Source organism: uncultured Treponema sp. (assembly GCF_945873775.1).
Classification (GTDB): Bacteria; Spirochaetota; Spirochaetia; order Treponematales; family Treponemataceae; genus Treponema_D.
This window is the reverse complement of record NZ_CAMCEC010000002.1, coordinates 1-22,536: the sequence shown is the minus strand read 5'-3', so window position 1 is coordinate 22,536 and position 22,536 is coordinate 1. Positions and strand designations below refer to the sequence as shown.

General features: G+C 40.7%; 21 protein-coding genes and 1 pseudogene. 18 read left to right on the top strand and 4 right to left on the bottom strand.

What is annotated here, in order from left to right; translation table 11 throughout:
* The first annotated feature begins 54 nt into the window (after positions 1–54).
* The 6 genes from Q0N70_RS01605 (at position 55) to fabZ (ending at position 5,108) form a co-directional block, all read left to right on the top strand.
* Positions 55–942 carry an AraC family transcriptional regulator gene (locus Q0N70_RS01605; RefSeq protein WP_294012839.1) on the top strand — a complete coding sequence of 296 codons (888 nt, stop codon included), beginning with the start codon at positions 55–57 and terminating at the stop codon, positions 940–942.
* A 99-nt stretch (positions 943–1,041) separates the two neighbouring features.
* Complete coding sequence (locus Q0N70_RS01600; protein WP_013700664.1) at positions 1,042–1,488, top strand: PTS sugar transporter subunit IIA; 447 nt, start codon at positions 1,042–1,044, stop codon at positions 1,486–1,488.
* Positions 1,489–1,652: 164 nt separating this feature from the next.
* Positions 1,653–2,609: an ACP S-malonyltransferase gene (locus Q0N70_RS01595; RefSeq protein WP_294012834.1), complete on the top strand. Its 957-nt coding sequence runs from the start codon at positions 1,653–1,655 to the stop codon at positions 2,607–2,609.
* A 13-nt stretch (positions 2,610–2,622) separates the two neighbouring features.
* Positions 2,623–3,366: a 3-oxoacyl-[acyl-carrier-protein] reductase gene (fabG, locus tag Q0N70_RS01590; RefSeq protein ID WP_294012831.1), complete on the top strand. Its 744-nt coding sequence runs from the start codon at positions 2,623–2,625 to the stop codon at positions 3,364–3,366.
* 58 nt (positions 3,367–3,424) lie between these two features.
* Entirely contained in the window at positions 3,425–4,672 is a 1,248-nt protein-coding gene (gene fabF, locus Q0N70_RS01585) for a beta-ketoacyl-ACP synthase II (protein WP_294012828.1), read from the top strand.
* 4 nt (positions 4,673–4,676) lie between these two features.
* Positions 4,677–5,108 carry a 3-hydroxyacyl-ACP dehydratase FabZ gene (gene fabZ / locus Q0N70_RS01580; protein WP_013700668.1) on the top strand — a complete coding sequence of 144 codons (432 nt, stop codon included), beginning with the start codon at positions 4,677–4,679 and terminating at the stop codon, positions 5,106–5,108.
* Here fabZ and Q0N70_RS01575 read toward each other — a convergent pair.
* Positions 5,105–5,743: a hypothetical protein gene (locus Q0N70_RS01575; protein WP_294012817.1), complete on the bottom strand. Its 639-nt coding sequence runs from the start codon at positions 5,741–5,743 to the stop codon at positions 5,105–5,107. The two genes, fabZ and Q0N70_RS01575, sit on opposite strands and share 4 nt — an antisense overlap.
* A gap of 80 nt (positions 5,744–5,823) precedes the next feature.
* Between Q0N70_RS01575 and ndk the strand changes: the two genes are divergently transcribed.
* The 3 genes from ndk to ffh all read left to right on the top strand — a co-directional run bounded on the left by ndk (position 5,824) and on the right by ffh (position 8,931).
* Entirely contained in the window at positions 5,824–6,270 is a 447-nt protein-coding gene (ndk, locus tag Q0N70_RS01570; RefSeq protein WP_273352696.1) for a nucleoside-diphosphate kinase, read from the top strand.
* A gap of 185 nt (positions 6,271–6,455) precedes the next feature.
* On the top strand, positions 6,456–7,511 hold the full coding sequence (locus tag Q0N70_RS01565; protein WP_294012810.1) for an NAD(P)H-dependent glycerol-3-phosphate dehydrogenase: 1,056 nt from the start codon (positions 6,456–6,458) through the stop codon (positions 7,509–7,511).
* Positions 7,512–7,536: 25 nt separating this feature from the next.
* Complete coding sequence (gene ffh / locus Q0N70_RS01560; protein ID WP_294012807.1) at positions 7,537–8,931, top strand: signal recognition particle protein; 1,395 nt, start codon at positions 7,537–7,539, stop codon at positions 8,929–8,931.
* On the opposite strand, the gene Q0N70_RS01555 is transcribed toward ffh, so the two are convergent.
* Complete coding sequence (locus Q0N70_RS01555) at positions 8,928–9,659, bottom strand: glycogen-binding domain-containing protein (protein WP_294012804.1); 732 nt, start codon at positions 9,657–9,659, stop codon at positions 8,928–8,930. The two genes, ffh and Q0N70_RS01555, sit on opposite strands and share 4 nt — an antisense overlap.
* Positions 9,660–9,845: 186 nt before the next feature.
* On the opposite strand from Q0N70_RS01555, the gene Q0N70_RS01550 reads away from it, so the two are divergent.
* The gene (locus Q0N70_RS01550; RefSeq protein ID WP_294012801.1) at positions 9,846–13,145 is read left to right on the top strand and encodes a hypothetical protein; all 3,300 of its coding nucleotides are present in this window, start codon (positions 9,846–9,848) and stop codon (positions 13,143–13,145) included.
* Positions 13,146–13,147: 2 nt separating this feature from the next.
* The gene (locus tag Q0N70_RS01545) at positions 13,148–13,798 is read left to right on the top strand and encodes a phosphatidate cytidylyltransferase (protein WP_294012798.1); all 651 of its coding nucleotides are present in this window, start codon (positions 13,148–13,150) and stop codon (positions 13,796–13,798) included.
* Here the strand turns inward: Q0N70_RS01545 and Q0N70_RS01540 are convergent, their stop codons facing one another.
* Positions 13,799–14,629, bottom strand: coding sequence for a hypothetical protein (locus Q0N70_RS01540; RefSeq protein WP_294012795.1), 831 nt, complete (start codon positions 14,627–14,629; stop codon positions 13,799–13,801).
* A gap of 153 nt (positions 14,630–14,782) precedes the next feature.
* Between Q0N70_RS01540 and Q0N70_RS01535 the strand changes: the two genes are divergently transcribed.
* From Q0N70_RS01535 to Q0N70_RS01515, 5 genes are all read left to right on the top strand, one after another.
* Positions 14,783–15,484 carry a DUF2259 domain-containing protein gene (locus tag Q0N70_RS01535; RefSeq protein ID WP_294012792.1) on the top strand — a complete coding sequence of 234 codons (702 nt, stop codon included), beginning with the start codon at positions 14,783–14,785 and terminating at the stop codon, positions 15,482–15,484.
* Between the two features lie 135 nt (positions 15,485–15,619).
* Positions 15,620–16,852: an LL-diaminopimelate aminotransferase gene (locus Q0N70_RS01530; RefSeq protein ID WP_294012789.1), complete on the top strand. Its 1,233-nt coding sequence runs from the start codon at positions 15,620–15,622 to the stop codon at positions 16,850–16,852.
* Positions 16,853–16,927: 75 nt separating this feature from the next.
* Positions 16,928–18,052: a histidinol-phosphate transaminase gene (hisC, locus tag Q0N70_RS01525; RefSeq protein ID WP_294012786.1), complete on the top strand. Its 1,125-nt coding sequence runs from the start codon at positions 16,928–16,930 to the stop codon at positions 18,050–18,052.
* 24 nt (positions 18,053–18,076) lie between these two features.
* A complete protein-coding gene (locus Q0N70_RS01520) occupies positions 18,077–18,751 on the top strand; it encodes a metallophosphoesterase (protein ID WP_294012783.1) in 675 nt (224 codons plus the stop codon).
* Positions 18,752–18,809: 58 nt separating this feature from the next.
* Positions 18,810–20,657 carry an alpha-amylase family glycosyl hydrolase gene (locus Q0N70_RS01515; protein ID WP_294012780.1) on the top strand — a complete coding sequence of 616 codons (1,848 nt, stop codon included), beginning with the start codon at positions 18,810–18,812 and terminating at the stop codon, positions 20,655–20,657.
* 259 nt (positions 20,658–20,916) lie between these two features.
* Here Q0N70_RS01515 and Q0N70_RS01510 read toward each other — a convergent pair whose 3' ends face one another.
* Positions 20,917–21,081 carry a hypothetical protein gene (locus tag Q0N70_RS01510; RefSeq protein WP_294012777.1) on the bottom strand — a complete coding sequence of 55 codons (165 nt, stop codon included), beginning with the start codon at positions 21,079–21,081 and terminating at the stop codon, positions 20,917–20,919.
* Positions 21,082–21,127: 46 nt separating this feature from the next.
* On the opposite strand from Q0N70_RS01510, the pseudogene Q0N70_RS01505 reads away from it, so the two are divergent.
* Both Q0N70_RS01505 and Q0N70_RS01500 read left to right on the top strand, forming a co-directional pair.
* Positions 21,128–21,970, top strand: a pseudogene (locus Q0N70_RS01505) (leucine-rich repeat protein); the annotation flags it as partial.
* A 39-nt stretch (positions 21,971–22,009) separates the two neighbouring features.
* The gene (locus Q0N70_RS01500) at positions 22,010–22,318 is read left to right on the top strand and encodes a leucine-rich repeat protein (protein ID WP_294013305.1); all 309 of its coding nucleotides are present in this window, start codon (positions 22,010–22,012) and stop codon (positions 22,316–22,318) included.
* Positions 22,319–22,536: the final 218 nt, after the last annotated feature.

Genomic DNA, 22,536 nt, shown 5'->3' with positions numbered 1-22,536 from the left:
AACTATATGCTAAATTAATATAACAATCTTCCATTTTTTTTTAAGAGGCAGTTTTTGAAGCGTTATTCAACTTTCAATGTGGATTTGTCAGAAAATGTTGCGTACAACGATCCGGCTTTTCCTGCGTATATTACAAGCGGATTTTTATCTTGCTATCCTGATTTAAAAGGCTGCACTCACTGGCATGAGGACTGGGAATTTATAGTTGTTCTTGAAGGCCTTGAAACTTACAACGTAAATGGAAACTTAATTGAAATTGAAGCGGGAGACGCAATCTTTGTAAACAGCCGGCAAGTTCACTACGGATTTTCAGCAGACCGCAAAGACTGCGAATTTATCTGCATTTTGCTTAATCCTTCGTTGCTTTGCTCCAATAAGGATTTTGATGAAAAATTTGTAAAGCCGTTTACGTACAATGCAAATTATCCATTTATAAAATTGAGCCGGAAAATCCAGTGGCAAAATAAAATTATAAAACTTCTAAAAGAAATTCATTTAAAAAAAGACACAAAGACTTGGCAGTTTGTAACGCAGCGGAATTTTTTCAGCATATTCGAGCTTGTCTATTCTAACGTGGACATAAAATCTGAAAGTTCGGCACAAAATTCAGCGGGACTTAACGCTTTAAAGCTGATGATAGTTTTTATTCAGGATAATTATAAGAAGAAAATTTCACTTGAAGACATTGCTTCCGCCGGATTCTGCTGCAAAAGCAAATGCTCTTCAATTTTCAGCCAGTATTTAAAGGAATCTCCGATAATTTATCTTATAAAATACAGGCTAAAAATCAGCACAGAGCTTCTTTGCAAGACTGACATTCCGATTACTGAAATTGCCTATGAATGCGGTTTTTCTGGAACAAGCTACTTTTGCGAAACTTTTCACAAATATTACAAGACAACGCCTCTTGATTTTAGAAAGGATTCCGCGCAGATTTCCTGAAAAATTTACATTTAGGTTTTGCCCAAACTGATTGTTAAAAATTTTAACATTGCATATTTAAACCTTGACAAATTTTTCATGTGAACATAAGATATTAATATGGACTTAAGAACTGTATTAACACCTGACACAGTAGACCTTCATTTAAAGGGAACTACAAAAGAAGAAATTATTGACGAGCTTCTCGATATTCTCGTGAAAGCCGGGAAAGTAACAGATAAAGCAGTTGCAAAGGAGTGTGTTCTTGACCGTGAGCGCAAGATGTCTACCGGTATGAAGCATGGAATTGCAATTCCGCATGGAAAAACTGACACAGTTTCTGACTTGGTTGCTTGTATTGGAGTTTCAGACAATCCTGTTGATTTTGACAGCTTGGATCAGGAGCCTTGCCGTATATTTATTATGACATTGTCGCCTGTAAACAAAACTGGTCCGCATCTTCAGTTCCTTGCTGAAGTTAGCCTTTTGTTTAAATCTGCTGACAAGCGCGCTCAGATTCTGAATACTCAGGACAAAGCGGAAGTTATAAAGATTTTAACTGAATAGTTTATTTTATCTATTCTATAGAAGCTCTTGCTAAATGCAGGGGCTTTTTTTGTTTTTACTGAATTTCATTTTTGCACAGAAAAACAGAGGCTCGTTTAAAAGAAAATACTTGACATTTTGTCTTTTTTTGTCATAATAAAATAAAATTTATAGAAGAGGTAATTATGGCTGAAAAATACGCATTTTTGTTTCCAGGACAAGGCGCACAAGCTCCAGGAATGGTAAAAGACGTTGCTGAATCTTTTTCTTCGGCAAAGAAAGTTATTGATGATGTTTCTTCCATTGTAAATTTAGATATGGCAAAACTTTTGTGGGAATCAGATGCGGCGGAACTCAGCCGTTCTGACAACAGCCAGATTGCCATAACAGCGGCTTCTCTTGCTTTGATGGCTGCTTTAAAAGATAAAAATATTGAGCCTTCTGCGGCAATGGGATTCAGCCTTGGAGAATTTCCGGCTCTTTACGCTGCAGGAGTTTTGTCATTTGAAGATGTTGTAAAAGTTGTACGCCAGCGCGGACTTATAATGCAGAAAGTATGCGAGGAAATCGCGGCGAAAAATGAAGGCCATGCGCCTGGAATGACAGCGGTTCTTGGACTTCCTCCTGAAAAAGTAAAAGAAATTGCTTCCGGTATAAAAGATGCTTATGCGGCAAACATGAACAGTGTAAAGCAGACTGTTGTAAGCGGAACTTTTGATGCTCTTGCTGCTGTTGAAAAAGCTGCTTCTGAAGCTGGCGCGCGCCGTGCAGTCCGCTTAAAGGTTGCAGGTCCTTTCCATTCGCCTTTGATGCAGGATGCCGCTGTGGAATTTGAAAAAGCTATTGCAGATGTTAAGTTCAACGATCCTAAAATCAAGCTGTTTTCAAATGTAACAGGAAAAGAATGTGTTTCCGGCGAGGAAGCAAAAAAATCCGCAGTTCTTCATCTTACAAATCCAGTCCTTTGGACAGACGAAGAGGACTGCCTTGCTTCTGTTATGAAAGCTGACGGTTTTGGCAAGTGGGCTGCTCTTGAAGTTGGACCTGGAAAAGTTCTTTCTGGACTTTGGGGAAACACTGACTACAACGCTTCGATTGCAGTTTTGCCAGTTAACACAGCTGAATCTGTAAATAATCTTTAATAATGAGGATAATATGCTTTTAAAAAACAAAAAGGCTTTGGTTACTGGTTCTTCACGCGGAATCGGACGCAAGATTGTTGAAGTTTTTCTTGCAAATGGATGCGAAGTCTGGGGAATGTGCACAAAAGAATCCGCAGGAAAAGCTGAGCTTGAAAAACTTGCAGCGGAAAACGGAACTGCTTTCCATGAATTTTATGCAGACGCTGGAAATGCGGAAGTTCTTACAGCGGCGGTAAAAAATGCGCTTGGCGAGTCTGGCGGTTTTGATGTTCTTGTAAACAACGCAGGAATTACACGCGACACTTTGAGCTTTAGAATGAAAAAGGAAGACTGGGATTCAGTTCTTGCCGTAAATCTTACTTCGGCTTTTCTTGTTTGCCAGATTGTTTCAAGTGATATGATTCACAAAAAATCAGGCTCTATAATCAACATGGCTTCAATTGTTGGAATTCATGGCGGAGCTGGCCAGGTGAATTATTCTGCAAGCAAAGGCGGACTTATTGCGTTTTCAAAATCGCTTGCAAAGGAAGTTGGAAGCCGCGGTGTTCGTGTAAATTGCATTGCTCCAGGATTTATTGAAACAGACATGACAAATGCTGTAAAAGAAGAAATCCGCAAGGCTTGGATTGAAGGAATTCCTTTAAAGAGAGCTGGAAAGCCTGAAGATGTTGCAAATGCGGCATTGTTCCTTGCTTCTGACTTGAGCCTTTACGTAACTGCTCAGGTTATTGGTGTTGATGGTGGAATGGGAGCCTAAGGCTTTCATTTATAAGTTTATCTACTATAATTAACTAATTTATTTTATGGAGAAAATTATGCGCAAAGTTGTTGTAACAGGACTTGGATGTGTTTCGCCAATCGGAAACAGCGTTGAAGAAACTTGGGCTTCTATAAGAGCTGGAAAAAGCGGAATCGCAACTATAACACATTATGATGCTTCTGCTTTTAAAGTAAAATATGCTGCCGAAGTAAAGAATTTTGAAGCTGACAAATACATGGATCCTCAGTCAGCACGCAAAATGGCAAGATTTTCAAAGTATGCTGTAGCCGCTGCAAAAATGGCTTTGGATGATTCAAATCTTACAGACAACAAGGAAGCCTTGGATAATGCCGCTGTTTATCTTGGAGTTGGAATCGGCGGACTTGAAATCACAGAATCAAGCATGAAAAGCTATTTTGACTCTGGATTTAAGCGTATGCCTCCAATGACAATTCCTCAGCTTATTCCGAATGAAGCCGCTGCGAACATCAGCATAAAGTTTGGACTTCACGGAGTTGCGCATACAATCGCTACAGCTTGCGCTTCTGGTTCAGACGCACTTGGACAGGCTTTGGACAATATCCGCGCAGGAAGAAGCGACATTATTCTTGCCGGCGGTGCTGAATCTACACAGAACGGATTTGCAAACCTGGGCTTTACAGTTCTTCAGGCTTTGAGCTCAAAATGGGCAGACGATCCTTCAAAAGCTTGCCGTCCGTTTGATAAGCAGCGCGATGGATTTGTTATGGGTGAAGGCGCGACAATTCTTGTTCTTGAGGAATACGAGCACGCAAAAGCCCGCGGTGCAAAAATCTATGCTGAATTTGCCGGATATGGCGCAACTTGCGACGGTTATCATCTTACAGCTCCTAATCCAGACGGAATCATGGGAGCACGCGCAATGACTTTGGCAATGAAAGATGCCGGAGTAAAACCAGAAGATGTTACATATTACAATGCGCACGGAACTTCAACTCACTTGAATGATTCTGGCGAAACTGCAATGCTCCACATGGCGTTCGGCGAGGCTGCAAAAAAACTTCACATTTCTTCAACAAAGAGTATGCACGGACACTGTCTTGGAAATGCCGGCGCTCTTGAAGCTATGGTTTGCGTAAAGGCAATTCAGGAAGGATATATTCCTCCGACAATCAACCTTGATGAAGTTGATGTTGAAGGCGGCTGCGACCTTGACTACACACCGAACAAAGGAATCGACATGAATATTGATGTTGCTATGAGCGGAAACTTCGGATTCGGCGGACACAACGGAATTGTTGTATTCAAAAAAGTCAGCGAGTAAAAACATGGAAAGATTTACTGATATAGAAAGCCTTCTTCCGCACAGAAAACCGTTTTTATTTGTGGATTCAATTGAAAGCTACGATGAAAAAGGCTGCGTCTGCACAAGAAAATTTACAGACGAAGACTTTTTCTTTAAAGGACATTTTCCGCAGTATCCTGTAGTTCCAGGCGTAATTCTTATTGAAACTATGGCGCAGGGTGGCGGAGCAGCATTGAGCTTGCAGAAAACTTTTGCTGAAGGCAGCTTGTTTTTCCTTGCTACAGTTGACAAGGTTAAATTCCGCAATCAGGTTCGTCCGGGCGACACTGTAAGAATGGAAGTTACAAACTTGCGTGTAAGCCCAAAAATGGTAAAGCAGTCGGGCAAAGCTTTTGTAGGCGATGTTCTTTGCGCTGAAGCCGAATGGATGTGCCTTGTAGGTTCTGCAAATTAAACAGACTTAGTTGATTTTGTTCTTTTAGCCGTTGTCTTTTTGGCAGCGGCTTTTTTTGTTTGCTGGGGATTTTTTGAAGGACGTCCGCCTTTTTTTCCGTTTGCGCGGGAAGCGGCTGCTTTTTTTTCGGATTTTATTTTTCCAAGGATTTTTCCGGCATTTGAAACAGGCAGCGGAATTTCCTGTGTCTGCCAAAGCTTAAGATTTTTCTTTCCTTCATTTTTTAAAAAGGCAATCTGCTGAATTAAACTATATGCGGAATCCAGACGGGCTTTTAAATTTGTGCAGAAAATTTTTTCCGTGGAATCTTCAATCCGCTCTTCAAACTGATCTATTAAACTTAAAATTTCGTTTGCGGCAGTTGCGGCTTCTTTTGCGAAAGTTTCAATATCGATTTCTTTTGTTGAGCCGCTTCTGAATTTTTTTAATGCTTCTATAATCAGCTTGTCGCTCGGCTTTAATTCAACCGGGTCATCTTTGAATTCCGCGGCAAGAAGAAAAAGCGAGATGTTTGAGTCAAGCATATTCAAATCGAATATTTGAGCTGAATCTGGTTTGGCAGAAAGCTGAAGCTCTTCGATTTTTCGCTCTACGGATTTTTGAAGCTCGATGATTTCCTTTTTTTCTATAGTCATTCTGCTGCTAGTATAGATTAGGTTTTTGCGAAAGTCTATTACCCGTTGAAAAACAAGGGGATTTCTGTTAAAATCAGAATATGAGTACAAGATGTTTTACAATGTTAAAGCCTGGTGTTTTGAATCGCAGGCTCGTGGGTGAAGTTGTTAGCCGCCTTGAAAAAAAAGGTCTTAAACTGATCGGACTGAAACTTATGAATATAAGCCAGGATCTTGCTTCCCAGCACTATGCAGAGCACAAGGGAAAAGCTTTCTATGATCCGCTTCTTGATTACATAACAAGCGGTCCTGTTGTTGCGATGGTTTGGCAGGGCGATGACTGCGTTACTTTGGTTAGAAAAATTACTGGCGCAACAAATCCTGCAGAAGCAGCTCCGGGAACTATCCGTGGAGATTTCTGCTGCCATACTTCTCATAATATAATCCATGCTTCAGACAGCGATGAAAGCGCAGAAAGAGAAATCGCATTGTTCTTTAAGCCAGAAGAACTTGTTGACTGGGAAGACCAGGCTGGAATTTGGTATTAATTCTTTCTATTAAAATTACAAGGCATTGCATAGGCGCATTTTGTCTCATTGCAGTGCCTTTTTTTGTTTTTCTCTTAAGTTGATTTTTTTTGCATTGAGGAATTGTTTTTTCTGTAGTAATATTGAGCTAGCTGCAAATTAGGTTGAAGAGTAAAATTCAGTCAGCTTTATCAAGGGAATTTGATATGGAAATTTTTGAAGTTGGAATAATTGGAGCGGGTGCCTGGGGAACAGCTTTGGGAACTGCGATTGCGCGCGGCGGACATAAAGTTCAGCTTTGGGCAATGGAAGAAGACGTTGTTGAGTCTATAAACAATCAGCATGAAAACAAAAGGTATCTTCCGGGATATGCGCTTGAGCCTTCAATGACTGCAAGTTCTGACATAAGGGCTGTTGCTGCGGGAAAGCAGTTTTTGATTATGGGAAGTCCTTCTCTTTATCTTGCTTCTACAATAAAAAAATTTACTGATGTTCCTAATATTGCGGACGGCTCTACAATAATCGGCGCATTGACAAAAGGCTTTGTTCCTTCTGAATCTGGAACTCCTGAATTTGTTTTGGATACAATGGAAGAGGCGCTTCCTGAATGCTATAAAAATGCGACAGTTTATATTGCCGGACCTAGCCACGCCGAGGAAGTTGCGCTTGGAAAAATAACTGGACTCATTGCGGCAAGCCAGCATCATAGAAATGCGGTTCGTATGCGTGATCTTTTGCGCGTAAAAGGAATCATGGCTTATGCTTCTTTTGATACGATTGGTGTTCAGGTTTGCGCGGCTGCTAAAAACGTAATTGCTGTTGTTTACGGGGCAATGGATGCTCTTGCTGAAAACAGTCCGATTTTTGGAGACAACACGGAAAGCCTTTTGATGGCGGCAGGACTTAATGAAATTCAGACGCTTGGTTTTGCAATGGGCGCAACTCATGCGGCTACGTTCACTTCAATCAGCGGAGTCGGAGATCTTGATGTAACTTGCAAATCGAAATATGGGCGCAACAGAAGATTCGGACAGGACTTGATAAAAACCGGAATGCTGGATCAGTTTAAAAATCTTGATGATTTGATTGCGAATGTAAAAAAAGTCGGATATTTGCCGGAAGGCGCGATTGCCTGCAAATATGTGCATAAAATTATGGAGCAGAAAAATCTTAAGCTTCCTATTTGCAATGCCTTGTACAAAGTTCTTAATAAGGAAATCAATGCGGAAGAATGCCTTAAAGAGCTTTTGCTTAACAGATAGCGATATTTCAAAAACGGAGTAAAAAATGCTTGAAAAAATAACAGGAACTTTCAGCGGAATAATCCGCACTTTAAGCGGAAAATCTTCAATTACAGAAAAAAATATAGAGGAAACCGTAGAGCAGATAAAAATGGCTCTTTTGGAAGCGGACGTAAATTTGCGCGTTGTCCGCCGGTTTGTAAACAGCACAATTGAAGAAGCAAAAGGAGAAAAAGTTCTAAAGGCAGTAGATCCAGGCCAGCAGTTTGTAAAAATCATTTACGACAAGCTTGCGGCGATGCTCGGCGATAAAAAAACTGACCTTGCGTTAAAAGGTCCTGACACTCAGTCTGTAATTCTTTTGCTTGGTCTTCAGGGCGCGGGAAAAACAACTGCGGCACATAAACTTGCGGCTCGTCTTAAAAAAGATGGAAGGCGGCCTTTGCTTGTTGCCTGCGACTTGATTCGTCCGGCGGCGGTTGAGCAGCTTTGTGTCCTTGGCGAAAAAATCGGAGTTCCTGTTTACAAAGAAGACTCAAAAGACGCTGTAAAAGTTGCGGAGCATTCAGTTGATTTTGCAAAGAAAAACGGACTTGATACAATAATTGTCGATACAGCCGGACGCCTTCAGATTGATGAAGACATGATGACTGAACTTGTTTCTATAAAAAAGAAACTTAATCCTGTGGAAACTGTTCTTGTTGCGGATTCCATGACTGGCCAGAATGCTGTTGACATTGCAAAAAGTTTTGATGAGCAGCTCGGACTAACCGGCGTTATTCTTACAAAGTTTGATTCTGATGCGCGTGGCGGTGCGGCTCTTTCTTTGAAGTCGATTACGCAAAAACCGATTCTCTTTATTGGCACTGGCGAAAAAACAGAAGACTTTGAGCCTTTCCATCCAGACAGAATTGCAAGCAGAATTCTTGGAATGGGCGATGTTGTTTCGCTTGTTGAAAAAGCCCAGGAAACTGTGGATCAGGAAGCTGCTCTTAAAATGCAGAAAAAAATGCAGCGCAATGAATTTACGTTGCAGGATATGCTTGAGCAGCTTGAGCAAGTTGAAAAAATGGGAAGCATAAAATCGCTTCTTGACATGATGCCTGGACTTTCTGGACAAATCAGCGAAGAGCAAATCAATAAGGCTGGAATGAAGCATCAAAAAGCTATTATTCAAAGCATGACATACAAAGAGAGAATGAACCATTTGATTATTGGTCCTACCCGCCGCAAGAGAATTGCAAAAGGAAGCGGAACAAGTGTTCAGGAAGTGAACAAGCTTATAAAGCAGTTTGAAAAGACAAAGCTCACAATGAAAAAACTTGCACGCAACCGCGGCGCGCAGGCAAAGCTTATGCAGCAAATGGGAGCTATGGGAATGGGCGGCTCTATGCCAAATCTTCCGAAAGGCTTTAATATGCCGGGCGGATTTAAGTTCTAGTCCAGGACAATCAGAGATGCTGTTTTTCCATCGGGAGTGTAGCATTTCTGAGGATTTCCTGAGTCTGGAAAAGAATTTATTCCAGTGTAAAAGGCGTATTCATATTTTCCAGGCGGAAGCGGAATTTCAAACTGATAGATTCCCGGCGCGACTTCGCTCATCTGGTAAATCCAGCTGTCCCAGTTTGTAAAGTTTCCGCCTACACGAACTTTCTGTCCGGATTTTCCTTTGTAGACAAAACGAATTTTTCCGCCGCTGATTTTTTCAGTTACCTGCGGAATTTCACGCGATGCATTAAAATGTGAAAGCACAAGATTTGTTTCCCTGCTGAAAACGGTTTCATCATTGAGCGGATCAATTGTCCAAAGTCCGTCTATAATCAGCCTGTAATTTATTTCAAGAACATTTTTGGGAACTTTTAAAATATAAAAATAAATTGAGCCGGCTTCTTTGTATTCCATGTCGATGAATTTTTTTATCTTGAATGAATGGATTGTCTTGAATCCTTCAAAGTCAAATGCGATTCCAATGTGGCGCGCGTTGCTTTTTGATGTGAAAATTGCATAGTCACCTTTGAGATATGGAGAGCCAACATCTTGAATTGTGTTCACGAGTTCGGCGTAGTCAAGTTCTTCATCTGTGAGCATGACTTTTGATTCCGCGCAAAAAAGTTCCGCAGAAGATAAAAAAAGAAAAACTGAAAAAATAGCGCAAAGTAATTTCTTCATATATGTATTTTCGGAATTTTTTATTTTAAAGTTGAATTCTATTTTTTTAGCTGAAACTTCCCTGATTTCAATTTTCTAAACTCGGCGGATTTGTGTGCCGATATTAGACTTGAAACCATGTCGCTTTGAGGAGTATAATTTTTAACCATGCCAGGACTAAAGCAGCTGCAGCAGTTTAATTCGGATATGTTGAATCTCGGTGATGAAGTAAAAATCCGGGCTGCCCGCGGAGAAAAACCAGTAACAGTAAAAATCCCCAAAGATGTCGCAGACATAGATGATTCTGAAGATTTTGTAAATGGACTTCCTGCTCTTTCAGAAGAAGATCAGGCGCAAGCTGCCGCGGCCGCAGAAGAACGCAAGCGTGAAGCAAACGATTTTTCTGATTTTATGGACGATGATTCTGAATCTAGTTCTGAGCAAAAACCGGCTGCAACTGAAGAAGAGGCGGTTCCTGATGTTTCAGATCTTTTGCCTTCTGCCGGCGACATGGATTTGTCCGATCTTGACTTATCTGAATTTGAAGACGAAAAAGAGCCGGAGCCTGAACCAGAGCCAGAAGAAATTGGAATTGAAGACATGGACTTGGAATCTCTTCTTGCATCCAGCCCGGAGCCTCAAGCGCAAGACGAGCCGCAAATTTCCAATGATGAAAAAAAATCCGAAGAAAGCGAAGAATCTATAAATCCTGATATTTTTAACATGGATTCTTTTGATGCTGGTTCTGCTCCTCAAAATTCTATTCCTGCTTCAGAGCCGGACGGAACTGCTTTTGACGAGTCGCTTTTTGATATGCCGTCTGAATCTGATTCGAGCCAGGAAAATGTTCTGCCGGATCTTGACACCGATTCTCTTGCAGATTCCTTGAGCGGAATTGGCGAGATGGATTTTCCTTCAGCAGATAAAAAGCCAGAAATCAAGAAAGAAGAAATTTCGCAAGAAATTCCTGCGGATGAAAATTCACTTGACTTGGGTTCGCTTGACCTTGACAGCTTGAATGACAAAAATTCTTCTGAGCCAAAATCAGAAACTTCTGATGCGCCTCAAGAAAATATTTCAGAGCCTTCCGCAGAAAATGCAGAAACTAAAGCTGACGATTTTTCTGACATTGATTTGCCTGATTTTGATATGCCGTCGGACAATGCGGATTCCTTGCCTGATTTTAACGAAGAACTTTCTGTGCCGAATTTCGACAAGTCAGAAAATGAAAATACAGAGCAAAATGCTTCTGCTCCGGCCGCAACTGATGGCGAACTTTTTTCCCCGGAAATGGATGTTCCAGAAGATGAGCCAGTTGAAACTTTTGACACGAGCGACATAAACGACCTTGACTTTTCGAATCAGGAAGACAGTGGATTTGAGCTTGGCGGAGTTGATTCTGATGGCGATGACGAATTTCATATTCCGGGATTTTCTGACATTGCGACTGCCGACCTTACAAAAAAGCCAGATGTTGCGACTGCTGATTTTTCCAATGCCGCGGAAGCCAAAGAAAGTGAAAAGCCAAAGAACACTTTTACAGATGCGGAATACAAAAGATTCCAGAAAAATCTTGCGACTTATCCACTGAATGTAAGAATTGCGCTTGAAGATTTTGTTGTAAAAAATGAATTTACAGACGATGCAATTTTTTCAGTTCTTGAAAAAGTTTTGAGAAAAGCTCCTGCGCGCCAAGTTGCCTCTGAACTTGAAAAGCTCCTTGATATTTCGCTCGATGTTCCGCGGGATTTTGAACGCCGTTCCGCCGCCGAATATGAAGCCTACAAAAAATCAATTGAGTATCAGCTTAAAAACAGAATAATTCCTAGCGCGATTTTTACAACTGCCGCTGCGATTCTTGTTTTCTGTATTTTTACGCTTACAAACAATTTTATTTACAAACCGGCAAGAGCAAGCAGCCTTTACAAACAGGGATACGCGCTTTTGCAGGACAATCAGTATCCTCAGTCTGAAAAAAAATTCAATCAGGCTTTGACATATAAACCTGTAAAAAAATGGTTTTTCCGTTTTGCCCAGGGCTACAGAAATCACAGGCAGTACGACCGTTCCAGAATGATGTACCGCGCAATTCTTCAGCGTTACAATCATGACAAAAAAGCCGGACTTGAATGGGCGGACATGGAAACTTCAGATTTGTACAACTACGAGGAAGGCGAGCGGATTTTAAAGCGTGAAGTTCTTGATTATCACATAAATGATTCAGACGCTTTGCTTGCTTTGGGCGACTTGTACCTTGAATGGGCTTCGGACAGAAATGCTGAAAAATTTCCTTTGGCAAAAGAACAGTACGATTTGCTCACTCAGCTTTACGGAATCAACGACCTTTATCTTTCACGCCAGATGAGATATTTTATCCGCACAGATAATTTGCGCCAAGTTCTTATGTACAAAAATATTCTGATGGGAAAAAAGAATGCTCTTTCTTCAAAGGACTTGATTGAGCTTAGCGGATATATGCTCGACAAGCGTTATGGAAAACTTCGGCCGTCAGAAGAAAATTTAAGATTTTCTATAGAAGATGTCAGAAAGCTTTTGGAAACTGCGCTGAAATCTGCACCGGAAAATTCAGTTGCGCTTTACAACATGGGACGTTATTTTGTTGAAACTAGAAGCGGACGCAATGCTGCAAAACTTCTTGAGGCTTCTATAAATTCCTTTGAGAATCAGCCAAAGAGAAACCGCAAGGACACTTACAAATATATAAATGCAGTCAGGCTTTTGGGCGAAGAAATGCGGAATCAGCGTGAATATCTTACTGCGGAAGAATTGTACGGAAAGGGAATTGAAATTTTTGAGCGCGAGCGTGATTCCAGCGGATTTGAAAGCGATGAAAATGTCGGAACTTTATATTCTGATTTGGCGGACTTGGACTATTTTATTTCCGGGGATAATGCGGCTGCTTTAAAGAATTATCAGAACGCGGTGAACAACAAGCACGACACTTCATCTGTGCGCTATAGAATTGGATATATTCAGTATCAGAATAGAAATTATCCTGCCGCCTTGGGCTCATTTATAAAAAGCCAGGACACAAATGAAAACGACACTCATCTTTTGCTTGCCCTTGCGAACACTTTGAATTTGAGTGGAGACAATTATATTGCGCGCGGATATTACGAAAGGCTTCTTTCTATTCTTGATGTTGAACGCGAAAAATATGGAGTTGTGCTTCCGCAGATTCGCGATGACCATGCTGATATTGTTGACACTTACATGAAGGCTTCTAACAATCTTGGAGTTACGCTTTCAAGAATTGCGTCTGCAACAGGAAACAGCTCGTTGAATGCAAAGTCAATTGTTTGTTTGCAGGAAAGTCTTAGAGCATGGGACGCAATGACAAGAAACCAGACAACGATGATAAGGCTTGACGGTTCAAATCTTGCCGAGCAAAATATAAAATACATAACGCGCCCTGTTTCTGGATACGAACCTGAAATCTATACAGAAATTCCGCGGCTTTTAAATGGAGAGGAAGGACTGGAGTAATTATGATGGCTCTTTTCTCAAAAAAATACAGCGGAATAATTTCTCGCCAAAAAATAATTGGAATTTTAAAAGAGCTTTTCAGAAAGTCGATTCATCTGTGCAGCGCGTTTGTTCCATGTTTTCTTTGGATTGCATATAAGCCGACTATTGTCTGTCTTTTTGCGCTGGTTGCTTTTTATTCTGCTGCGGAAATTCTGCGTCTGAATGGAAAAGAAGTTTTTTTGATTTCCGCTGTAACAGAAGCTGCCGCCAGAAAACGCGATGAAAACAAATTTGTTCTAGGTCCTGTAACGCTAGTTTTGGGAATTATTTCGAGCGCGATTTTGTGGGAAAAACTTCCGGCTGCAATTGGAATTTACGCTCTTGCATTTGGAGATGGACTTGCAAGTCTTGCTGGAAAACTTTTTGGAAGAGTTCAGATTCCGTTTACAGAAGGAAAAACGGTTGCAGGAAGCCTCACTTGTTTTACTGCGATTTTTATTTCGTGCTATCTTGCTTGCTTTTTTATGCTTAAAGGCCAAGCGGACATAACAAAGGTTTCGCTCATAATTGCAGGAGCCGGAATGCTTATTGAAATTCTTCCGTTAAAAGATTTTGACAATCTTTTTATTCCGATTTTGCTCGGCGGATTGGCTCAGTATTTGCTTTGCTAGTTAGTTCCAAGTATTTTCCAAATAGTGAACGGTTTTTAAGTAAAGAAAACATCCTGAAACATAAAGAATAATCGCGATAAAAAATTCAAGCCAGCAGTCTGTGTTGCATAAAAGTCCATAGCCGGCCGCAAGAACTACAACGCCAAATGCCTTTATGTAAATCCCTTTTATTCCTTTTGTGTATGCTTCTGCCAAAACTGAAAAAATTGTTACAACAACAATAAAAACTCTTATGACCGCAAAAAATTTTCTAAAGCCCCAAAGAACTGTGCAAGTTGAAGTTGTTATAGTTGTGTCCATTGGATAAAAAAATCCGAATGCGCAAGTTGAAGCAAGCAAAATAAAAATATTCCGTTCCGCATTTTGAAGTTCTTCCGCGGAAGAAAAAACTGTCGCAAAGAAAAGACTCATCGGCGCAAGAAATCTTCCGGCTGCCACAATCCGTCCGATGTAAATTAAAAAAAGTGAATTTGTTTTCCAGAATCCAAACAGCGGCAAAAGAATTCTTGCGCTTTCTGTAACGCAACTGATTATGAATCCGGAAAAAAATAAAATTTCAAGAGAAGGCGTTTTTTCAAATCCTTTGAAGATTGCGATTGAAAGTGCTGGAGCTGAAAGACTGAATGTAATTATTGCCGCTAGCGATGAATTAAAATTGTACGGACACAATCCGCCTTTTGGAATAAGAACAAACGGACGCATCGGGTTTATCGGCGGAACTATTGATTTTGCCGCAGCCGCAATGCAAAGAACTGTAATATTGAACAAAAAAAATATCGCGCTGAATATAAATAGAAAAAGAAAAATTCTGTTCTTGTTTTTTAAAGTCATGTCTAAAGAATACTCCAGCGGTTTCTTTTTATCAAGGGAAACTGTTTTGCCTTTCTGCGGAATTCTTTCCTAAAGATTTATTTTTGCTTGCCGAAAATTTATCTGTGGGAACTTCCAGCATTTTCTTGCGAAGTTTTTTCCGGGAGGAATAAAATGAAAAAGATTTTAGTTTGCGCATTTTCTGTTTTTTTTGCCGTGTGCAGTTCATTTGCAGGAGACGCCGCTTCTTTTGACGATATAGGTTTTTCTGAGGACGGAAAATATTATCTTTTTGGCCAGTATGGAAAAACAGATAAAACTTACGAGCCTTGGGCGGAAATTTACACGGTTGATGTTGCCGCAAATGATTTTGTAAAAGGCGAAGTTTTCAAGTCAAGAGATTCTTCCTTGGATATTTCAGGAAAAACTGCTTATGAAAATTTAAAGGCAAAATGCAACTGGAAAATTTCAAAGTACAACGCAAAGCCAGCCGGAGTTGGAACACTTTTATATTTGCGCGAGTCAGAAACAAAATCTCCTACAGAAGAAATTGTGTTCAAGGATTTTGAAGGAATTTCCGACGTATCCGGAATTCTTTATCACGTGCGCCTTGTTCCGTCTTTTAATGGAAGCGGAAAAAATTGCCGGTCGAAATTTTTTATTGAAGTTCTAAAAAAAGATTCTTCTGGAAACACAGTTTCTTCTTTTGCTGTTGGAACTCCAGATTTTGAGCGCAAGGGAATAACTGCATATCAGATTGAAAGAATTTTTGCAGACAAATCAGGAAAAAGCCTTGTCTTCGTTGTAAAGAAAACTCTTGAAGATGACACTGGAACTTCAATCAGATACATGGTTGAAACTTACCGCATAAAATAATTTTCCTTATTACATAAACCTCCTTCGTTTTTGGCCTTCTGTTTTTCAGAAGGTCGTTTTTTTGCCTTAATTTTTTCATTGTAGCAAACTTGCAAAAATGCTAAACTTTTCAAAAATTGAACAGAGGAAATCAAAATGATAAAGAGAAACAAAAATTACACAAATCTTGCAAAAGGCTATCTTTTCCCTGAAATTGCAAAAAGACGAAAGGCGTTTCAGGCTCAGCATCCAGAAGCAAAAATAATCAGCCTTGGAATTGGAAACACAACAGAGCCGCTTGCTCCTCACATTGTTGAAGAAATGAAAAATTTTGTGGAAGCTCTTGGCACAAAAGAAGGCTATGAAGGCTATCAGGATGACAGCGCAGGAATGCCAAAACTTCGTGAGCGCATTTCAAAGGCAATTTACAATGGCGAAATCAAGCCAAGTGAAATTTTTGTTTCGGACGGAGCAAAGTGCGACCTTGGACGGCTTCAGGCAATGTTTGGCGCGGATGTGAATGTTGCAGTTCAAGATCCTTCTTATCCGGTTTATGTTGACGGAACTGTAATGGCTGGTGCCGGCGGAAAAGAGCCTGTTACAGAAAACGGATTCAAGGACATAACTTATATGCCGTGTCTTCCTGAAAACGGATTTTTCCCGGATTTGTCTGTTGTAAAAAAAGACAGCTTGATTTATATATGCTCGCCGAACAATCCTACCGGCGCAGTTGCAACAAAAGAAAATCTCACCGAGCTTGTAAAGTTTGCAAAAGCGAATGGATGTGTTGTTCTTTTTGACGCGGCGTATTCAGCGTTTATCTGTGATGAAAATCTTCCTAAGTCAATTTATGAAATTGAAGGCGCAAAAGACTGTGCAATTGAAATGCAGTCATTTTCAAAGCCAGCAGGATTTACAGGAGTCCGCCTTGGATGGTGCGTAGTTCCAGAAAATTTAAAATTTGACGATGGTTCAAAAATTGCAGACGCTTGGGCGCGCATAACAAACACTGCATTCAACGGAGCAAGCAATATTGCGCAGGCTGGAGGATTTGCAGCATTGGATGAAACTGGCCTTAAAGAAATGCAGGAAACAATAAGCTATTATCTTGAAAACGCCGCATTGATCCGCTCTGCTTTGGAAAGTGAAAATTTCAAGGCGATGGGCGTTGAAGTTTATTCAGGCGGAAACGCTCCTTATGTCTGGGCGAAATTTCCGGGAAAGAAAAGCTGGGACGTGTTTGATCAGATTCTTAGCCAGTGCAATGTAGTTGTAACTCCGGGCGCAGGATTCGGACCAAGCGGTGAAAGTTTTATCCGCTTCAGTTCATTCGGACACCGCGAAAATATTCAGGAAGCCTGCGAAAGACTAAAATCATTTAAAATTTAGCTAAAAAAAATCTGCTGCTTTTTATGCGGCAGGTTTTATAAATCTTGAATCCGCATATTTTTTTTCGAGGTAAAAATGTTATCTGAACGGTTAGAAAATCTTCATCCTTATGTTCCCGGCGAGCAGCCAAAGGACAGAGTTTATATTAAGCTGAACGCAAATGAAAATCCGTATCCGCCGAGCAAGAACGTTGCAAAAGCTGTAAAAAAAGCTGCGTCTTGCCACCGTGAAAAACTTGGACTTTATCCAGATCCAGATTCAGTTGAACTTAGAACTGCGATTGCCGATATGCTGAATTCCACAGGCGGAGTTCTTTGCAATTCCCAGAACGCAAAAAATGAACTTGGATTTAAAATAACTCCGCAAATGATTTTCTGCGGAAATGGAAGCGATGAAGTTCTTTCTTTTGTTTTTTATACATTTTTTGGCAGCAGCTGTCCGCTTGTTCTTCCTGAGTTTACTTACAGTTTTTATCCCGTTTACTGCGGATTCTACAATATTCCGATGCAGAAAATTCCGCTAAAAAATGACTGGAGTTTGGACACAGACAAAATGCTTTCCGAGTCTGAAAAAAACAACAGCTCGATAATTTTCGCTAACCCGAATGCTCCAACTGGAATTGCCTTGAAGCGCGCGGAAGTTGAATCTCTCCTGAAAAAAAATTCTTCGGATCGAATTCTTGTTGTTGATGAAGCTTATGCGGATTTTGGTGAAGAAAGCTGCCTTTCACTTTTAAAGGATTACAAAAATCTTGTCATTGTGCGCACGTTCAGCAAAAGTTTTTCGCTCGCCGGAATGAGACTTGGTTTTGCCGTTGCGAATCCAGAACTTATAAATTCAGTTTTTACAGTAAAAAATTCATTCAATCATTTTCCAGTTGATTTTCTTGCGCAAACAGCCGGAAAAGCCGCTTGTGAAAATTATTCTTATTATGAAGAAAATGCAAAAAAAATTGTGAATGAAAGAAACCTTCTCACTGAATTTTTGCGTTCAAAAAATTGGTTTGTTATTGAAAGCAAGACAAATTTTATTTTTGCAAAAAAAGATGGAATAAGCGGAACTTCAATTTACGAAGCTGTAAAAAAAGCCGGAATTCTTATCCGCCATTTTGACACGCCGGGCATTGAAGATTTCGTGCGCATAACGATTGGAACAAAAGAACAAATGGACAAACTGAAAAAAGTTCTTGCTGAAATTTAAATCAATTTTTTCGGAGGCATTAAAATGAAATTTTTAGTAATATCAGATTTGCACGGAAATTTAGAAGTTCTTGATAAAATGAATGAAATTTTTAAGCAGGCGGACGGCGTTATTTTTGCCGGCGACTTTGCAAAATTTGGCAGCGAGGAAACAGGACTTCCTGCTCTTGAAAAACTTTGCTCCAAGCACGATACAATCTTTTCTGTAATCGGGAACTGCGACAATCCTTCTTTTATTGAAGAAACTGAAAAGCGTGATATTTCCGTAGAAAAACAGCTTGTGATGTACGAAGGACTTGCGTTTGCAGGAAGCGGCGGCGGAAGTAAATTCACCGGCACAACTCCGAATGAAAAATCAGAAGAAGAACTCATGGAGGATTTTAAAATTATCACGGAGCAAGGTGAGCAGGAATGGAGCAACTTGATTGCGGTTAGCCACAATCCTCCAAAGAACACGGACTGCGATAAAATTTCAGGAGGCATTCATGTTGGAAGCCAGCTTTTTACGCAGTTTATTGAGCAGTACAAGCCGCTTGCAGTTGTTACCGGGCACATTCACGAAAGCGCAGGAATTTGCAAAGTTGGATCTACAACTGTCATAAATCCCGGTCCGCTTCTTGAAGGAAAATACGCTTGGCTTGAAGCTGCAAAAGAAAACGGCGAATGGAAAGTTGTTTCCGCTGAATTAAAGTCGATTTAAAATTTCTGGCTGAAAAAATCCGCATTGAAACTTGTTTCATTTCTTGTATAATTTCAATGTGGACAAAAAATATTATTCAAATGAAAATTCCGCAGAATCAATTGATTCCGATTTTTATTACGACGGAAATGACCTTGGCTTAACACTTAACGGAACTTCTGCGTCTTTTAAATGCTGGGCGCCGACCGCTGACAATGTTCGTCTTTTGCTGTTTAAAGATTCAGCTGCAAAAAAATTATGCGTCGCAAAGCAAATGGAACGCAAGGAAAAAGGCATCTGGTTTTTTAGCGGCTCTTATGAAGGCTGTTCTTACTATCAGTATGAAATTTCTTTTGGCGCGGAAGTTTATAAAGTTGCTGACATTTGGCACACAGTCGCATCTCCGGATTCTGTTGCCTCTCAAATCGCAGTCATGGAAAAATCTGAATATAAAAATCCATTTAAAGAAACTGATTATTCAAAAGCTGTAATTTATGAAATGCACATCCGGGACTGGAGCCGCGCTGTAAATCCGGCTTCAACTGGAAAATTTCTTGAGATGACCGATCCAAAAATAATTTCGTATTTAAAAGAGCTTGGCGTAACTCATGTTCAGATTCTTCCGATGTTCGATTATGCGCAAAAAAATTCAGATCTTTCATACAACTGGGGCTACAATCCTTTTCACTACAACGTTCCAGAAGGCCGCTACGTTTCGCAAGGATACACTGACGGACTTCAGGCTGTAAAAGAAATGCAGCAAATGGTAAAGTCGTTCCATGACGCGGGAATCGCCGTGATAATGGATGTTGTTTACAATCACACTGACGGCACGGAAAACAATTCGCTTTATGATATGACTGTTCCAAAATATTTTTACAGGCTTAATTCTGAAGGCGGATATTCCAACGGTTCAGGCTGCGGAAACGAAATTGCCACAAATCACAAAATGGTAAAAAAATATGTGCTCGATTCACTCAAGCACTGGATGAAAGATTTCCATATAAACGGATTCCGCTTTGATCTTATGGGCGTTCAGGAGCAGGAAACGATGTCGGAAATTTTCTGCGAGCTGAAAAAAATTGATCCGTGCGTAATGGTTTACGGAGAGCCTTGGACTGGCGGAGAATGCGCTGTAAAAAATGGATGCCCAGGTTCAGTTGCTTGCGGCGAAAATTGCGGAGTCGGAGCGTTCAATGATGATTTTAGAGACGCAATAAAAGGAAGCGAATTCGGCGGATTTGCGAAGGGGCAGGTTCAGGGAAACTTCTGCGATTTAGAAATTGAAAAAGGACTTCTTGGCGCGACTGGAAAAAACAACCGGAATCCAAGTGGCATTCCAAGCCTTTCAATTCATTACGTTGAATGCCATGACAACTACACTTTGTTTGACAAGCTTGCAATTTCGTATCTTGAAAAAACTTCGTATTCAGGAAATCTTTTTGAGGCAATCGGAAATGACGGGCTTGAAAAAGTGAAAAGGCAGGACATCCTTGCGGCGGCGTATATCATTCTTGCGCAGGGAACTCCTTTTCTAAACGGCGGCCAAGAATTTCTTCGCACAAAGCAGGGAAATGAAAACAGCTACAATTCGAGCGATGAAATAAATCAAATCGACTTGGAATTTAAAACGCGCTATTCTGATATTTTCAATGCGTATAAAGGTCTTCTTGCCTTCCGCCGGGAAAATTCTGATTCGTTCGGCTCAAAAACTGATTGTTCAGCGCAGACAATTTTTCCTGGATTTACAAAGTATACTGCCGGAAAATTCTGCATATATTTTAACGCTACGGATTCTTCTGCAAGAATCGATTCAGCCGGATTTACGAATTCTATAGATGTTTTAAGCGGAAAACCAGAGCAAAAAGATTTTGTTCCAAACACCATGGAAGCCAAAAGTTTTGTGATTTTAAAGAAAAGCAGCTGAAAACGCTTTGTCATTCCTTGGATTAGACTGTGGAATCCTATGCAATAGATCTTCGGGGCAAGCCCGAAGATGACAAGTTTTAATATTCATTTTGCTCATTTATCATTGCCGTGCATTGACACGGCAATCCCCTTTGCTAGACAAACTTTTTTCACTTTTTCTTCAATTTAAGTTGTCATTTCAAATAAACATACTATAATTATAAAACACAACAAATTATATTTTTATGGAGACAAAATGAAAATCAACCACAAGTTCTTTACCCCCCCCATGCGGTCATAGCGTGCATTCTTGCATTTAGCTTTGCGCTCTCATTCACTTCTTGTTCGGACGGCTCAAGCGGCTCGGATGACGACAACGGACAAGTAACAACGCCTGTAGAAAATCCTTCAGATTCCGGCGGAAACGGCGGCGGCTCAGACACAAATCCTTCAAATCCCGAAACACCAAAAGTAACCTACACCGTAACCTTTGACGTGAACGGCGGAACTGGCACAATCGCAAGCATTACCGAAGTTACTGGAACTGAAATCACGCTCCCGGCTGGAACTGAGTTTACCGAAAACGGATTTGACTACACTTTTGCAGGCTGGAATACAAAGCCGAATGCGACCGGCAAAAACTATGCGGCCGGCGAAAAAATCACTCTGGACGCAGACCTTACTCTCTACGCAAAGTGGGGACTTACGGCTGAGAACGCGCTCAAAAAAATCGAAGGCATTACAGAAAGCGGCGTGCATACGGTCAGTGTTGTGGGAAACGTCGCGGACTATCTGGCAAAGACTGACATAGATACTCCTTCTAAAATAGTGGATGCGCTTTTGGCGTTGCTGGAAAAGAGCTCGGATGCAAGAATCATACTTGACCTGAGCGGAACTGATGACCTTACGGCGATTCCGGATAATGCGTTCAGGGGCAATTCTAGCTTTAACTGCGAAAATCTTGCGGGAATCATTCTTCCACAAAGCGTCAAAAGTATTGAAGTCTACGCATTTAATACGTGTATAAATCTTGTGGATGTGGTTCTGCCAAAAACGCTTGATTCTATTGGGAATTTCGCCTTCAATTTATGCTCTAACTTGACGGAAATCGTCGTGCCGGAAGGCGTTCAGGAACTTGGTGCTACTTTTGAAAACTGTACAAGCCTGAAGAATGTGTCGCTTCCCTCATCCTTGAGAAAACTTTATAGGGCATTTAATGGCTGTAGTTCACTAGAAAAAATCGTAATTCCCGAGGGAGTGGAAAGTTTAGGATATTATGTATTTGAATATTGCAGTTCACTTGTAGATGTAACGCTTCCTTCCACGTTGAAGGAATTTGAAGAAGATAATTCTGGTCAGTCTGGTGCTTTTATGTCTTGCAGCAACCTTAAGAATATCGTGATTCCGGACGGTGTGACTAAACTGTCAGTCGGACTTTTCTATGAATGTTCCTCGCTCGAAAGCATAACAATTCCCGCCAGCATTACAGAAATAGGTATAGCTGCATTTTACTCTTGTACAAATCTAAAGACGGTAAAATATCAAGGTACAAAATCCGACTGGGAAACAAAAGTCAAGCCTAATATTAGCAGTGTTCAAGCCTATGGAGAAAATGGAAACATCGCGCTGTCCAGAGCAACCATAATCTGCACCGACGGCGACATTCCTCCGAGTGAGTGAAAGAGATAGCCCAGTTACGCCAGGCAATGACAAAAGGCAACCTGTCATTGCCGTGCCCCGACACGGCAATCCAATCTGTCATCTTCGTGGCTTGACACGGTAATCTTTTGCATAAAAAGCAAAAAAAACTGAGAAAATCACAAAAAAAGTTTGAAAAAATCATAAAAAAAGGAAATTTAGTGTTGACAAGGAGGGTGGAGGCGCGGTATATTAATGTC